The organism is Aromatoleum sp. (assembly GCF_035254505.1).
GTDB lineage: Bacteria > Pseudomonadota > Gammaproteobacteria > Burkholderiales > Rhodocyclaceae > Aromatoleum.
Window position 1 is genome coordinate 51437 of the sequence record NZ_DATFAO010000064.1, and the last position, 15006, is coordinate 66442.

Below are 15006 nucleotides of genomic sequence, written 5' to 3' on the forward strand. Positions count from 1 at the left end.
CGCTTAGACCAGCGACGGCCCCGTGACGATGTCGGCGGCTTCGTCCTCGGTCACCGGCAAGGCAGAGACCGCCTGAACATGCTCGCTGAGCCAAGCCTGCAGACGCGCCTCGCCCTCGCCATCGAAGCCGTCGAACAGGCAGCCGGCCTGCCCGCCCGATGCCGAGGCCAGGAAATTGACGACACGCGCCTGCCCGCGCACGGCTTCGACGACGCCGTCGCAATGCAGCACGAAATCGAACTTGCGGTTCGCCTCGGGCGGCGTCGCGGCCGGCACGGCGAAACCTTCGAGGGAAAGATCGAGCACCGGCAGACGTTCGCCGCCGAAGCTCACCCAGAAACAGGGGGCACCATCGCGCCGTGCGATGAACCGCTGGCGCTTCCGCCGCTCAAGGACTTCGTTTTCGCCGCTCATATGCGACTCCAGCCGACAGAGAGAAGAGCACATCATAAATGAGCAGCGACGATTGTCGGTGGCCCACGACACGCGCAGCGGCCTGCTCGCCGCCGGCGAGCGGTCAGCTCAGAGCGGCAGCCCGCGCGGCTTGCGGCCGGCGCGTGCGAACACGGCGTCGAAGACCGGGTTCGGCAGCACGCGCAGCAAGCGCGCGACGACGCCCATCTGCCACGGCACGACAGCGTAGCCGCGGCCGGCGTCGATGATCTTCGCCATCCGGCGCGCGGCCTCCGCGGCCGGCAGGATGAAGGGCATCGGATAGGGGTTGATCGCGGTCATCGGCGTCTCGATGTAGCCGGGCGCGAGCGTCACGACGCGCACGCCCGTACCGTGCAGTTCGACCCGCAGGCTTTCGAGATAGGCGATCGCGGCGGCCTTCGATGCGCTATAGGCGCCCGCACCAGGCAGGCCGCGAATGCCCGCGACCGACGCGATGCCGACGAGCCGCCCAGCACCGCGCTCGCGCATCGCCGCGACGAAAGGCTGGAAGCTCGCGACCATGCCGCTGACGTTGGTGCGCAGCACGCGGTCGAAGGCGGAGAGGTCTTCGGGGTATTCGGTCAGGGTGCCGACCGAGACGCCGGCGTTGGCGATGACGATGTCGGGCACGCCGAAGCGCGCGATATAAGCCTCGGCTGCGGCGGCAAGCGCCGCTGCATCGCCGACGTCGGCGGGCAAGGCCAGATGCTCTCCTGGCAGGGAGGCCGTGAGCCCGGCGAGCGCGTCACCGCGCCGCGCGACGAGCCCGAGGCTTGCGCCGCGCTGCGCGTAATGCCGGGCGAAGGCTTCGCCCAGGCCGCTGGAGGCGCCGGTCAGGAAGACGCGCAGACCGGAGCCTGCGCGCGACGAGCCGCTCAGCTGCGGCCCTTTTCGGTGCGCGAGCGGGCGATCAGCTGATCGACAACCTTCAGCATCTGGTCGTAGCCGCCGGTCTGCGACGCAGAGGTCACGAAGCGGCCATCGACCGCCATCATCGGCACGCCGTCCACGCGGTAGGCCGCGGCGAGTTGGGTCGCACGCTGCAGGCGCGACTGCACGCCGAAGGACTTGTAGGTCTCGGTGAAGCGCTTGGCGTCGGTGACGCTGCCGACCCACTCGAAGAGCCCGTCTTCCTGGTCGAGCTTGCGGTGCTGCTCGTGGATCGCGGCGAACACGGCCGGGCTCAGCTTGTTCGCTTCGCCCATCGCCTCGAGCGTGTAGTACAGGCGGGCGAGCACCGTCCATTGCTGGCGGTTGAAGGTGACCGGCACCTTCATGAAATTCACGTCGGCCGGCAGCGCCTTCGACCAGCGGCTCAGCAGCGGTTCGAAGTCGTTGCAGTGGGGGCAGCCATAGGAGAAGAACTCGATCACCTCGACCTTGCCCGGCGCTTCGGTCGGGATCTTCGCCGACAGGGTCTTGAACTGCTCTTGCTGGGCATGGCTCACGCCGCCGACGAGGGACAGCGCGGCCAGCGCGGAAAGCTGCTTCAGTGCGACACGACGATTCATGCAATGCTCCGGAATGTATGGACGGAACTCAGACGGCGGCCGCCGCTGCAGGTTCCGTCGAGCTCAGATAAATATCGCAGCGATGACAAACGATCAAGGATTGGCCTTCACGACGCTCGCCGTGACGCCCGCCTCGTTGAGCCGCGTGCGCACGGGATTCATGTCTTCAGGCTTCGTGAAGGGGCCGACGCGCACGCGATGCACCGTGCGTCCATCGGGGATCTGCGCCCGTTGCACGCTAGCCTCGATGCCGTTGAGCGCGAGCTTCGCCTTGAGGTTGTCCGCCTCCGCCGGGTTCTCGAAGGCCCCCACCTGCAGGTAGAGCTTTTCGGCGACGGCGGGAGCGGCCTGCGGAGCGGGGCGCGACTCGGTCGGCGCGCCCTCGCCCTGCGGCAGGATCTTGTAGAACTCGAAGTCCGGCTTCTGGACCGGGCGATCGCCCGGCTTGCCCGGCAGCGAGGCTGGAGGCGGCGGCTCCACGGCCTGCGGGCGGCTCGCGACCGGCGCGGGCGACTGCGGCACCTGGAACGGAGACTTGCGTGTGAAGTACCACGCGGCCGCGGCCGCGAACAGCGCTCCCAGCACCAGCCCGATGAAGATCCCCACGAGAACGCCGCCGCGGCTCTTCGCGGGTTGACGGCTTTGCTGGCGGGGCTTGTGGTCACGACTCACGGCATTCTCCGAAAATTACAGCGACTGCAATTACATCGATTGCGGCGCGGACACGCCGAGCAGCGCGAGGCCGGTGACGAGCACCTGGCGGATCGCCGCGGCGAGCGCGAGGCGCGCGAGCCGCAGGCCCTCGTCCTCGACGAGCATGCGCTCGGCGTTGTACCAGCTGTGGAACTCGCCGGCGAGATCCTTCAGGTAGAAGGCGATCTGATGCGGCGCGTAGTCGGCGGCAGCGTTCTGGATGAGTTCCGGGAAGATGCCGAGGCGCGCGCACAGTGCGAGCTCGCGCTCGTTCTCGAGGCGGGCGAGATCGGCCGCCGGCAGCTGGGCGACGTCGCCGCCCCATTGCTGCAGCACCGAACACACGCGGGCATGCGCGTACTGGACGTAATACACCGGGTTCTCGTTGCTCTGGCTCTTGGCGAGATCGAGGTCGAAGTCGAGATGCTGGTCGCTCTTCCGCAGCACGTAGAAGAAGCGACAGGCATCGTTGCCGACTTCGCGGCGCAGGTCGCGCAGCGTGACGAACTCGCCTGAACGGGTCGACATCGACGCCTTCTGGCCGTTCCGGTACAGCACGGCGAATTGCACCAGCGACACTTCGAGCTTCTCGGGCGGCAGGCCGAGCGCGGCGAGCGCACCCTTCACGCGCGGGATGTAGCCGTGGTGGTCTGCGCCCCAGATGTCGATGATGCGGTCGAAGCCGCGCTCGTACTTGTTCAGGTGGTAGGCGATGTCCGACGCGAAGTAGGTGTAGAGGCCGTTGTCGCGCTGCACGACGCGGTCCTTCTCGTCGCCGAAGGCGGTCGAGCGGAACCACTTGGCGCCGTCCTGCATATAGATGTGGCCGTGCTTTTCGAGCTCGGTGACCGCACGCTCGACCAGTCCCGTGTCGAACAGGCTCTTCTCGGAGAACCACTTGTCGAAATGCACGCCGAACTCTTCGAGGTCCTCGCGACCGTCGCCCAGCTGCTCGTTGAGCGCGAAGCCGTGCACCCAGTGGTAGTCCTCGCCGAGCAGGCGCTTGGCGTTGGCGATCAGCACGTCGAGGTGCTCTTCACGCTGGTTCTTCGCCTCGTCGTCCTTGCGCTCGGCGGCGGGCAGGCCGGGGGCGCCTTCGAGGATCTGCGCGGCGGAAACCTTGGCGAAGCGGTCCTGATGGCCTTCGCGCAGCTCCTTCGCCATCTCGATCACGTAGCCGCCCTGGTAGGCGTTCGGCGGGAAGTCGATCTCGATGCCGAACTGCGCGAGGTAGCGCAGCCAGGTCGACAGCGCGAGGATGTCCATCTGCCGGCCTGCGTCGTTGATGTAGTACTCGCGGGTGACCTCGCAACCGGCGAACTCCAGCACCGAGGAGAGCGACGCCCCGTAGGCCGCGCCGCGGCCGTGGCCGACGTGCAGCGGGCCGGTCGGGTTCGCCGACACGAATTCGACCTGCACCTTGGTGCCGCGGCGCACGCCGCGGCCAAACTCGGCTCCACGTGCGAGTACTTCGCCGACGACGGCGGTCTTGGCGCCGGCGTTGAGCGTGAAATTGATGAAGCCGGCGCCGGCGACTTCGGTCTTCGCGACGAGCTTCGAGGCGGGCAGTTCCGCGAGCAGCATGTTCGCGAGATCGCGCGGGCTGCGGCGCAGCGGCTTCGCGAGCTGCAGCGCAAGGTTGGTGGCGAAGTCGCCGTGTCCGGCCTGTTTGGGGCGCTCCAGCAGGATAGCGGTATCGGCGAGGTCGGGGGCGACACTCTTCAGCGCGGCGCGCAGCAGGTCGGCAAGAAGTACTTTCGGATCGGCGCTCATGGCACTCGGAGTGGCGTAAAAGCCGGGAATTATAACGGATCGGCATCGTTCGGCCGCGCATTGCGGCTTTCGCGCAACCGGCTTTCGGGCTAAAGTCGTCCCTTTGCCTCCTTCGCCTCGTCCCGTGCGCCTGTTCCGCCTCGCCAAGATCATCACCGTGGGCCTTCGCTACGGGCTCGACCAGATGGTGCTCGAAGCCGATCCCACGGGCCGGCTCGTGCAGCTGTGGCACGCGGTGTTCTTCTGGCGCCACCCGAAGGAGTCCCGCGGAGTGCGCCTGCGCCGCGCGCTCGAATCGCTCGGCCCGATCTTCGTCAAGTTCGGCCAGATGCTGTCGACGCGGCGCGATCTGCTGCCGCCTGATCTCGCCGACGAACTCGCGCTGCTGCAGGACCGCGTCCCGCCCTTCCCGACCGAACAGGCGCTGAAGGTGCTGGAGGACTTCTACGGCAAGCCGGTCGACGACGTCTTCGTCAATTTCGGGCGCACGCCGGTCGCCTCGGCCTCGGTCGCGCAGGTGCATTTCGCCGAGCTGCCCGACGGGACCGAGGTCGCGGTGAAGATCCTGCGCCCGGGCATCGACCGCGTCATCGAACACGACCTCGCGCTGCTCGAGACGGCGGCGATGATGCTCGACAAGCTGTGGGTCGAGGGCCGCCGGCTGAAGCCGCGCGAAGTGGTCGCCGAATTCAGCAAGTACCTGCACGACGAACTCGACCTGATGCGCGAGGCGGCGAACTGCTCGCAGCTGCGGCGCAACTTCACCGATTCGAAACTACTGGTCGTGCCCGAAGTACATTGGGACTGGTGCGGCAAGTCGGTGATGGTGATGGAGCGCATGCACGGCGTGCCGATCTCGCAGCTCGACGCGTTGCGCGCGCAGGGCACGGACCTGAAGGCGCTGTCGCGCGCGGGCGTCGAGATCTTCTTCACGCAGGTCTTCCGCGACGGCTTCTTCCACGCCGACATGCACCCGGGCAACATCTTCGTGCATGCGGACGGGCGCTACATCGCGCTCGACTTCGGCATCGTCGGCACGCTGACCGAGGTCGACAAGAACTACCTTGCGCAGAATTTCCTCGCCTTCTTCAAGCGCGACTACAACCGCGTCGCGCGCGCCCACATCGAAGCCGGCTGGGTGCCCGCGAAGACGCGCGTCGACGAGTTCGAAGGCGCGATCCGCGCAGTGTGCGAGCCGATCTTCGACCGTCCGCTGAAGGACATCTCCTTCGGCAAGACGCTGCTGCGCCTTTTCCAGACCGCGCGCCGCTTCGAGATGGAAGTGCAGCCGCAGCTCGTGCTGCTGCAGAAGACGCTGCTCAACATCGAGGGCCTGGGCCGCCAGCTCGACCCCGAGCTCGACCTGTGGAAGACGGCGAAGCCCTTCCTCGAGCGCTGGATGGACGAGCAGATGGGCTGGCGCGGCATGCTGAAGAACCTCCGCGACGAGGCGCCGGGCTGGGCGGGGATGCTGCCGCAGCTGCCGCGGCTCGTGCATCACGCGCTGTCCGAGCCGGCCCGCCAGCATGCGGCGCAGCGCGAGGACATCGAACGCCTGCGCGTCGGGCAGCTGTGGCAGAACCGGCTCCTCGCCGTGCTGACGCTGCTGCTCGCCGGTATCGCCGCTGTGGAATATTTCCGCTTCTTCCCCTGATCCTCCCGAACGAATGGACCGGCGCTGCGTCGAATTAAAGGCGCATACCGGTTATTCGCCCGCACGGCGCGCGGGCTGGGAGGATGACCATGACGCACTCGGCCCCGCTTCACATGCCGCCCCACGCCGCGCCCCACACGCGCGTCAGCGTGATCGGCGTCGCCTCGGCGCTCGGCGCCCCCACAGCTGGTCCTGACGCGGCTCCGGCCGCGCTATCGGCGGCCGACCTGATTCGTCGCCTCGACGCCTTCGGCATTGCCGCACACTGGCACGAGACGATCACGCCGCGCCGCATCCCACCGGCGGGAGCCGAGATGGCCGAGCGCCTCGCGGCGGTCGGCGAGCTCGCGCACCGCGTCGCGGACCACGTGGCGGCGCTGCCCGTCGACAGCTTCCCGCTCATCCTCGGCGGCGATCATGCGACCGCGATCGGCACCTGGCGCGGCGTCGCGCGTCGTGTCGCGGCACGCGGGTCGCTCGGCCTGATCTGGATCGACGCCCACCTCGACAGCCATACCGAACACTCGACGCATTCGGGCAACATCCACGGCATGCCGCTCGCGGCGCTGCTCGGCGAGGGCGCGGGGCCGCTCACGATGGAAGGCCCGGCCTTCGATCCCGCCAAGGTCTGCGTCATCGGCGCACGGGCCTGGGAAACCGAGGAACTGGAACGCCTGCAGCGGCTCGGCGTGAAGGTCTTCGACATCCTTTCGGTGCGCTCACGCGGGCTCACTGCGGTGTTCGCCGACGCGCTCGCGATCGTACAGGCGGGCACGGCGGCCTTCGGCGTCACGATCGATCTCGACGTCCTCGAGCCGACGGCATTCCCGGCCGTGCTGTGCCCGGAGGAGTTGGGCATCGCGCCGAGCGAATTGTGCGACGCGCTGCGTTCGCTGCGCAGCTGTGGCGATTTCGCCGGCTTGGAGATCGTCGAATACGTGCCTTCGCTCGATCCGTCGGGCCAGGGCGCGACCTGGATCGCCGAATTCGCCGCCGCCGCGCTCGGCCCCGGCAGCTATCTGTTACGCGCGAAGGAGCGCCAGTTCGGCGCGCACAATTACTCGCCGCTGCCAGTCGTCTTCCATCGCGGTGAAGGCGTGTGGCTGTGGGACGTCGAGGGGCGGCGCTATCTCGACATGATGAGCGCCTACTCGGCGGTGAGCTTCGGCCACGCGAACCCGCGCCTGCTGCGCGCGCTGATCGACCAGGCGCAGCGCCTGTCGCTGACTTCCCGCGCATATTCCAACGACCGTCTGCCGCTGCTGCTCGAACGGCTGAGCGGGATCTTCGGCTACGAGCGGGTGCTGCCCGTGAACACCGGGCTGGAGGCGGTCGAAACGGCGCTGAAGGCGGCACGCAAATGGGCCTACACGGTGAAGGGAGTGGCCCCGGGCTGCGCCGAGATCATCGCCTGCGAGGGCAACTTCCACGGCCGCTCGATCACGATCGTCGGGATGTCTTCGGAGCCGCAGTACCGCGAAGGCTTCGGCCCCTTCCCGCCGGGTTTCAAGCGCGTCCCCTACGGCGACTCGGCCGCGCTGGAAGCGGCGATCACGTCGGACACGGCGGCCTTCCTCGTCGAGGCAATCCAGGGCGAAGGCGGGATCATCGTGCCGCCGCAAGGCTATCTCGCGCGCTGCGCCGAGATCTGCAAGCGCCACGACGTGCTGCTGATCGTCGATGAGATCCAGACGGGCCTCGGCCGCACCGGACGCCTGCTCGCGAGCGACCACGAAGGCGTGCATCCGGACGGCCTGATCCTCGGGAAGGCGCTCGGCGGGGGACTGCTGCCGGTGTCGGCCTTCCTCGCCGACGGGCGCGTGATGGACGTATTCCAGCCCGGCGATCACGGCTCGACCTTCGGCGGCAATCCGCTCGGCGCGGCGGTGGCGCTCGAAGTGCTCGATCTGCTACAGGAAACGCGGCCATGGGAGAACGCCGCCCGACAGGGTGAGCACCTGATGAAGCGCTTCGTCGAGAAGCGCCTGCCCTGCGTGCGCGACGTGCGCGGGCGCGGGCTGCTGATCGGCGTGGAGCTCGACCCGGCGATCCTGCCGGCCCCGCAAGCGGCCGAACTGCTGCTCGCCCACGGCATCGCGACGAAGGACACGCATCACACGGTGATCCGCTTCGCGCCGCCGCTCGTGATCGACGACGCCACGCTCGACCATGCGGCCGACATCATCATCGAGACGCTCGCCTCGGCCACTGCCGTCCGCCGTCACGAACCGCTGCAAGCCTGAACGACTCTACCGCACCGCAATGGTGCGCGCGCCGGGGGCAATTTCTCCCCTCCGGCGCGAGTTTCATTGCTAGAATTTCCCCGCGAATTCAACCGCTTTGGATCCCCGCGACCTCTCTTCATACCACTTAAAAAGACAACGTATATGCTGCTCTGGTTCGTCATCGCCTACTGGGCCATTTCCGTCGGTATCGGCTTATGGGCCGCGACCAGGGTTCATACGACGAAGGACTTCGCGGTCGCGGGGCGCCACCTGCCCTTCTACATGGTCACCGCGACCGTGTTCGCGACGTGGTTCGGCTCCGAGACCGTGCTCGGCATCCCGGCGACCTTCCTCAATGACGGCCTCGCGGGCGTCGTGTCCGATCCCTTCGGCTCGTCGATGTGCCTGATCCTCGTCGGCCTGTTCTTCGCGGCGCCGCTGTATCGCATGAACCTGCTGACGATCGGCGATTTCTACCGCAAGCGTTTCGGCCGCACCGCGGAGGCGCTGACGACGATCGCGATCGTGATCTCCTACCTCGGCTGGGTCGGCGCGCAGATCACCGCGCTGGGCCTCGTCTTCAACGTCGTGTCGGGCGGCGAGATCAGCCGGCTCGCGGGGATGTGGATCGGCTCGGGCACGATCCTGATCTATACGATTTTCGGCGGCATGTGGGCGGTGGCGATCACCGACTTCCTGCAGATGATCGTGATCGTGCTCGGCATGCTGTGGATCGGCGGCGAAGTGAGCGGCATGGTCGGCGGCGTCGACGTCGTGATCGCGAAGGCCACCGAGGAAGGCAAGTTCGCGTTCTGGCCGGCCATGGATGCGAAGGAGATCATCGGCTTCGTTGCCGCGTGGATCACGATGATGTTCGGCTCGATTCCGCAGCAGGACGTGTTTCAGCGCGTGCAGTCGTCGAAGACCGAGAAGATCGCGGTGTGGGGCTCGGTGCTCGGCGGCAGCCTGTACTTCGTGTTCGCCTTCGTGCCGATGTTCCTCGCCTACTCGGCGACGCTGATCACCCCCGAGATGGTCGCCGAACTGACCGAATCCGACCCGCAGATGATCCTGCCGCGTCTGGTGATGGACAAGGCGCCGCTCTTCGCGCAAGTGATGTTCTTCGGCGCGCTGCTGTCGGCGATCAAGAGCTGCGCGTCGGCGACGCTACTCGCGCCTTCGGTGACCTTCACCGAGAACCTGCTGAAGCCGATGATGGGCAAGATGAGCGACCGCAAGATGCTGCTGACGATGCGTATCGTGACGCTGTCCTTCACGGTGCTCGTGACGCTGTATGCGATGTATTCGAAGGCCAGCATCTTCAAAATGGTCGAGAACGCCTACCAGATCACGCTGGTGATGGCCTTCGTGCCGCTCGCGTGCGGCGTGTACTGGCGCCGCTCGACGAACCAGGGCGCGCTGCTGTCGATCTTCTTCGGCGTCAGCACCTGGCTGACGGTGCTGATCGGCGGCCCCGAGGATCCCTTCATCCCCGCCCAGCTGGCCGGCCTGATCGCCAGTGCGATCGGCATGGTCGCCGGTTCGCTGCTGCCGCAGGCGATCCCGCACGATCATGAAATCCACGACATGCTACGTCACGGCCACGCCGCCGCGCAGACCCATCACGTGGCATCTGCGCCCCATCAGCACTGATCCAACCCGCATTTCTCACACCTCCCGGCGCTGACCGCGCCGCCTCGAATCGCCGCCGGGCTCCCCGCCCCGCGGCGATTTTCATTTCCCCGTTGCAATTTCCATTTGCAAAACGCGTCCGACATTGCTTTAATTTAATTTGTTTGATGTCAAACAATACGAATCACGACACGCATCCGCGTCGGACGCGCGGAATAGCGGGCGAAGGAGGCCATGTGAAGACCCTGCTTACACTGACGGTAAATGGGCGGTTGCGTGAGGACGCGGTCGCCGGGAATGCGCTGCTGATCGACTACCTGCGCGACACGCTGGGGCTCACCGGCACGAAGCAGGGCTGCGACGGCGGCGAATGCGGCGCGTGCACGGTGCTCGTCGACGGCGAACCGCGGCTCGCGTGCAGCACGCTCGCACACAGCGTCGCGGGGCGGCGCATCGAGACGATCGAGAGCCTCGCGCATGAAGGCAACCTGTCGCGGCTGCAGCGCGCCTTCCATGAACACCTCGGCACGCAGTGCGGCTTCTGTACGCCGGGCATGATCATGGCGGCCGAGGCGTTGCTGCGGCGCACTCCGCAGCCTTCGCGCGACGAGATCCGCGCGGCGCTCGCGGGCAACCTGTGCCGCTGCACGGGCTATGTGAAGATCGTCGATTCGGTCGAGGCGGCCGCGGCTTGCGCGGGGGTGACGGCATGAACGCCCCCGATCGCAGCCTGCCGCGTATCGAACGCGGCACGGGCGAGCCGCGCGGCGTCGGCGCGCGACTCCCCTTCGTCGATGGCGTCGAAAAGGTCACCGGCGCGGCGCGCTACACGGCAGACCTACCCGCCGCTGGTGCGCTCGTCGGCCGCATCCTGCGCAGCTCCTGGGCGCACGCGGAGTTGCTGGAAGTCGATATCAGCGAAGCGCAGAAGCTCCCAGGTGTACGCGCGGTAATCACCGGCGATGTCTGTGACATGCCCTATGGCGTGATCCCGATCGCGCAAAACGAATTCCCGCTCGCACGCGGACGGGTGCGCTACCACGGCGATCCGATCGCGGCGGTTGCGGCCGTCGACGAGGCTACGGCCGACGCCGCGATCGCGCTGATTCGCGTGAAGGTGAGGGAGCTTCCCGCCTACTTCACCGCCGCCGATGCGAGGAAGCCCGACGCCGTGCTGCTGCACGACAACAAGCCGGGCAACATCGAGCGCGAGGTGCATAACGCGTTCGGCGACGTCGACGCCGGCTTCGCGGCCGCGGACCTCGTGCGCGAGGAGACCTACCTGAGCGCCGAAGTCCATCACGCGATGATGGAACCGAACGCGGCGCTCGCGGAGTGGGACAACCAGCGCGGACATCTCACGCTGTGGTCGGTGAGCCAGGTGCCCTACTACGTGCATCTGACGCTCGCGCGCTGCATGCACATGGAAGCGGCACACATCCGCGTCATCAAGCCCTTCGTCGGCGGCGGCTTCGGGCATCGCACCGAGGCGCTCAACTTCGAGGTGATCTGCGCGCTCCTCGCCCGCGCCGCGCGCGGCAAGGTCCGGCTGCTGCAGACGCGCGAGGAGACCTTCCTGACGCATCGCGGACGGCCCGAAAGCGAGATCCGCATGAAGCTCGGCCTCACAAAGGACGGGCGCATCACGGCCTGCCAGGCGGAAGTCGTGCAGCGTGGCGGCGCGTACGGCGGTTACGGGCTCGTGACGATCCTGTACGCCGGGGCGCTGCTGAACGGCCTCTACGACATCCCGGCGGTCAAATACGACGGCTATCGCGTCTATGCGAACACGCCGGCCTGCGGCGCAATGCGCGGCCACGGCACAGTGAATGCGCGCTTCGCCTTCGAATCGCTGCTCGACACGATGGCGGGCGAACTGGGACTCGATCCGATCGCGGTGCGCCGCAGGAACCTGCTGAAGGCGCCGACCGAGACGATCAACGGACTGAAGGTGACGAGCTACGGCTTGCCCGAGTGCCTCGACTGGGTCGAGGAGGCGTCGGGCTGGCGCGAGCGTCGCGGCCAACTGCGCGGCGACGGACCGGTGAAGCGCGGCCTCGGCATGGCCTGTTCGCACTTCGTCAGCGGCTCGGCAAAACCGGTGCATTGGTCGGGCGAGCCGCACGCGGTGATCATGCTGAAGGTCGATTTCGACGCGAGCGTGACGATCCTGACCGGCGCGTCCGACATCGGACAAGGGTCGTCGACGATCATCACACAGGTCGTTGCCGAAGTACTCGGTATCGATTACTCGCGCATACGCCTGATCGCCAACGACTCGGCGATCACGCCGAAGGACAACGGCTCCTACTCGTCGCGCGTGACCTACATGGTCGGCAATGCGGCGCTGGATGCTGCGCAGAATCTGAAGCGCGTGCTCGTGACGGCGGCGGCGAAGCGGCTCGGCGTGAGCGAGGCTGAAGTGGACTGGCTCGGCGAGGCGGCGGCGGTCGCGGGCGACCCCGCGCGTCAAATTCCCTTCGCGGACGTCGTCGAAGAGGCCTTGGTTGCGACCGGCACGATCACCGCAAAAGGCACCTTCACCTGTCCGCCAGAATTCCAGGGCGGTAAGCAGCGCGGCGGCGCCGTCGGCTCGACGATGGGCTTCTCGTACGCAGCACAGGTCGTCGAAGTCAGCGTCGACACCGAGCTCGGTCAGGTGACGATCGAGAAGGTGTGGGCCGCGATCGACTGCGGCTTCGCGCTGAACCCGATGTCGGTCGAAGGCCAGGTGCAGGGCGCGGTGTGGATGGGCATGGGGCAGGCGCTCTCGGAGGAAACGGTGTACGAGAACGGCCGCCACAAGGCCGCGAACCTCCTCGACTACCGCGTGCCGACAATGGCGGAGTCGCCCGAGATCGACGTGCATATCGTCGAGAGCATCGACCCGAACGGCCCCTTCGGCGCGAAGGAGGCCAGCGAAGGGCCGCTGTCGGGCTTCATGTCCGCGCTCGCGGCCGCGGTCGAGGACGCGACCGGGGCGCGCATCCAACAGACGCCTTTCACGCCGGACCGCGTCTTTGACGCACTGAATCGCAAACCTAAGGCCGCCGCTGCCGCGGCAAATTCAACGGCTACCGCGAAAGGAGAAGCCTGATGGGCGCGCTGTCCGAATTCCGTTTCTTCCGGCCCGCGAGTGCCGCCGATGCGGTGCGCCTGCGCGCCGAACATCCCGCGAGCCGCTTCATCGCCGGCGGCACCGACCTGCTGCCGAACATGCGTCGCGGGCTCGTCGGCGCGGAGGTGCTGATCGACCTGTCCGCCGTCGGCGAGATCCGCGAGATGCGCCAGGACGGCGCGCGCCTGCGCATCGGCGCCGGCGTCTCGCTTGCGACCGTCGCGGGCGATGCGCTGGTGCGCGAGCGCCTGCCCGCGCTCGCCCAGGCCGCACTCGCCGTCGCCGGACCGACGCACCGGGTCGCCGCGACGCTCGGCGGCAACCTGTGCCTCGAAACCCGCTGCCAGTACTTCAACCAGAGCGAGCACTGGCGCGCCGCCAATCAGTTCTGCATGAAGCTCGACGGCGACACCTGCCGCGTCGCGCCGAAGTCGAACCGCTGCTACGCGGCCTTCAGCGGCGATGTCGCGCCGGCGCTGCTCGCGCTCGGCGCCGAAGTCGAGATCCTCGGCCCCCAGGGCTTGCGCCGGCTGCCGCTCGAGGAGTTCTACGTCGATGACGGCATGAAGTGGCTCGCCCTCGGCGCAGACGAACTCCTCGTCGCGGTGACGGTGCCGCTCGTCTCCGGTCGCTCAAGCGCCTACGAAAAGCTGCGCGTGCGCGGGGCGATCGACTTCCCGCTCGCGGGTGTCGCCGTCGTGCTGCGGCGAGCGGGCGATGCAATCGCGGAGCTGCGCATTGCCTGCACAGGCGTGTCCTCGCGTCCGGAATTCCTCGCGGGACTCGACGAGCTCGTCGGCCAGCCGCTCGACGATGCGGCCGTCGCGGCTATCGAACGCGCGATCAAGCGCGGCACGCAGCCGATGGAGACGACGCTCGTGAGCGTCCCCTACCGCCGCCGCGCCACGCCCGTGCTCGCAAAACGCCTCATCCGCCGCTTGTGGGACGAAGCGAAAGGAGCCTGACATGGACAGCGTGAACCTCGAAGTCCTGCGCCAGGCCGTAGTCTGGAGCGAGGCCGGCATTCCGGTCACGCTCGCGACCGTCGTGCGCACCTGGGGCTCGTCGCCGCGACCGGAAGGGGCGCTCCTCGCGATCGCCGGTGACGGGCGGCTCGTCGGCTCGGTGTCCGGCGGCTGCATCGAGGACGACCTCCTCGACCGGCTGCGGGCCGAACGTCCGACCGTCCCCGAGCACGTCACCTACGGCATCACCGCCGAGCAGACGCGCCGCTTCGGCCTGCCCTGCGGTGGCAAACTGGAGCTCGTGCTGGAGCCGGTCGGCCCTGGCAACCGGCTCGCCGAGACGCTGGCTGCGATCGAGCGCGGCGAGATGGTCGCACGCAGCCTGGATCTCGCGACCGGTGCGGTCGACCTCCTCGGCGACGTGCCCGACGCCGCCGTCGTCTTCGACGGGCGGACCTTGGTGTCCGCCTTCGGCCCGCGCTGGCGCATGCTGATCATCGGCGCGGGCCAGCTCTCGCGCTATCTCGCCGAGTTCGCGCTCGCGCTCGACTATCAGGTCACGATCTCCGAGCCGCGCGAGGAATATCGCGACAGCTGGACCGTCCCCGGGGCGACGATCACGACCGAGATGCCCGACGACGCGGTGATCGCGATGCGTCCCGACCGCCGCACCGTGATCATTGGCGCGACGCACGACCCCAAACTCGACGACCTCGCGCTGATCGACGCGCTGAAGACCAACGCCTTCTACATCGGCGCGATTGGCTCGCGTGCGAACAGCGAACGACGACGCGAGCGGCTGAAGCTTTTCGATCTGAGCGATGCCGACGTCGACCGCCTGCACGGCCCCGTGGGACTGGCCATGGGCGCACGCACGCCGCCAGAGATCGCACTCGCGATCCTCGCGGACATCACGGCACGGCGGAACGGCGTCGTCCTCGCGGCGGCCGCGGAACGCATCCCGACGTCCACGGAGGCCTGCCCGACGCTCGCGTGAGCG

Annotated in this window: 12 protein-coding genes; 7 read left to right on the plus strand and 5 right to left on the minus strand. The window is 67.8% G+C overall.

Annotation, left to right across the window (positions count from 1 at the left end; genetic code table 11):
* Window positions 1-3: 3 nt before the first annotated feature.
* The 5 genes from VJ673_RS12645 to argS form a co-directional block, all read right to left on the minus strand.
* On the minus strand, window positions 4-414 hold the full coding sequence (locus tag VJ673_RS12645) for a PilZ domain-containing protein (RefSeq protein ID WP_324126464.1): 411 nt from the start codon (window positions 412-414) through the stop codon (window positions 4-6).
* A 108-nt stretch (window positions 415-522) separates the two neighbouring features.
* Window positions 523-1314 carry an SDR family oxidoreductase gene (locus tag VJ673_RS12650; RefSeq protein WP_324126519.1) on the minus strand — a complete coding sequence of 264 codons (792 nt, stop codon included), beginning with the start codon at window positions 1312-1314 and terminating at the stop codon, window positions 523-525.
* Complete coding sequence (locus tag VJ673_RS12655) at window positions 1311-1946, minus strand: thiol:disulfide interchange protein DsbA/DsbL (RefSeq protein ID WP_324126465.1); 636 nt, start codon at window positions 1944-1946, stop codon at window positions 1311-1313. Before VJ673_RS12655 ends, VJ673_RS12650 begins: the two co-directional genes overlap by 4 nt.
* A gap of 93 nt (window positions 1947-2039) precedes the next feature.
* Window positions 2040-2618, minus strand: coding sequence for an SPOR domain-containing protein (locus tag VJ673_RS12660; protein WP_324126466.1), 579 nt, complete (start codon window positions 2616-2618; stop codon window positions 2040-2042).
* A 30-nt stretch (window positions 2619-2648) separates the two neighbouring features.
* Window positions 2649-4412: an arginine--tRNA ligase gene (gene argS, locus VJ673_RS12665; protein ID WP_324126467.1), complete on the minus strand. Its 1764-nt coding sequence runs from the start codon at window positions 4410-4412 to the stop codon at window positions 2649-2651.
* A 124-nt stretch (window positions 4413-4536) separates the two neighbouring features.
* Between argS and ubiB the strand changes: the two genes are divergently transcribed.
* The 7 genes from ubiB to VJ673_RS12700 all read left to right on the plus strand — a co-directional run bounded on the left by ubiB (window position 4537) and on the right by VJ673_RS12700 (window position 15003).
* Complete coding sequence (gene ubiB / locus VJ673_RS12670; RefSeq protein WP_324126468.1) at window positions 4537-6066, plus strand: ubiquinone biosynthesis regulatory protein kinase UbiB; 1530 nt, start codon at window positions 4537-4539, stop codon at window positions 6064-6066.
* Window positions 6067-6155: 89 nt separating this feature from the next.
* Window positions 6156-8309 carry an ornithine--oxo-acid transaminase gene (rocD, locus tag VJ673_RS12675; RefSeq protein ID WP_324126469.1) on the plus strand — a complete coding sequence of 718 codons (2154 nt, stop codon included), beginning with the start codon at window positions 6156-6158 and terminating at the stop codon, window positions 8307-8309.
* Window positions 8310-8453: 144 nt separating this feature from the next.
* Window positions 8454-9944 carry a high affinity choline transporter 1 gene (locus tag VJ673_RS12680; RefSeq protein WP_324126470.1) on the plus strand — a complete coding sequence of 497 codons (1491 nt, stop codon included), beginning with the start codon at window positions 8454-8456 and terminating at the stop codon, window positions 9942-9944.
* A gap of 215 nt (window positions 9945-10159) precedes the next feature.
* Window positions 10160-10636 (plus strand): 4-hydroxybenzoyl-CoA reductase subunit gamma, encoded by a 477-nt coding sequence (gene hcrC / locus VJ673_RS12685; protein ID WP_324126471.1) that lies wholly within the window; start codon window positions 10160-10162, stop codon window positions 10634-10636.
* Window positions 10633-13020 (plus strand): 4-hydroxybenzoyl-CoA reductase subunit alpha, encoded by a 2388-nt coding sequence (gene hcrA, locus VJ673_RS12690; protein ID WP_324126472.1) that lies wholly within the window; start codon window positions 10633-10635, stop codon window positions 13018-13020. Before hcrC ends, hcrA begins: the two co-directional genes overlap by 4 nt.
* Window positions 13020-14006: a 4-hydroxybenzoyl-CoA reductase subunit beta gene (gene hcrB, locus VJ673_RS12695; protein WP_324126473.1), complete on the plus strand. Its 987-nt coding sequence runs from the start codon at window positions 13020-13022 to the stop codon at window positions 14004-14006. Before hcrA ends, hcrB begins: the two co-directional genes overlap by 1 nt.
* Window position 14007: 1 nt before the next feature.
* The gene (locus VJ673_RS12700; RefSeq protein ID WP_324126474.1) at window positions 14008-15003 is read left to right on the plus strand and encodes an XdhC family protein; all 996 of its coding nucleotides are present in this window, start codon (window positions 14008-14010) and stop codon (window positions 15001-15003) included.
* Window positions 15004-15006 lie beyond the last annotated feature (3 nt).

Coding starts and splice junctions, on each gene's coding strand:
- hcrB (WP_324126473.1), top strand. CDS start 13,020: ATGGGCGCGCTGTCCGAATTCCGTTTCTTCCGGCCCGCGAGTGCCGCC.
- VJ673_RS12700 (WP_324126474.1), top strand. CDS start 14,008: ATGGACAGCGTGAACCTCGAAGTCCTGCGCCAGGCCGTAGTCTGGAGC.
- rocD (WP_324126469.1), top strand. CDS start 6,156: ATGACGCACTCGGCCCCGCTTCACATGCCGCCCCACGCCGCGCCCCAC.
- VJ673_RS12680 (WP_324126470.1), top strand. CDS start 8,454: ATGCTGCTCTGGTTCGTCATCGCCTACTGGGCCATTTCCGTCGGTATC.
- VJ673_RS12655 (WP_324126465.1), bottom strand. CDS start 1,946: ATGAATCGTCGTGTCGCACTGAAGCAGCTTTCCGCGCTGGCCGCGCTG.
- hcrA (WP_324126472.1), top strand. CDS start 10,633: ATGAACGCCCCCGATCGCAGCCTGCCGCGTATCGAACGCGGCACGGGC.
- VJ673_RS12645 (WP_324126464.1), bottom strand. CDS start 414: ATGAGCGGCGAAAACGAAGTCCTTGAGCGGCGGAAGCGCCAGCGGTTC.
- argS (WP_324126467.1), bottom strand. CDS start 4,412: ATGAGCGCCGATCCGAAAGTACTTCTTGCCGACCTGCTGCGCGCCGCG.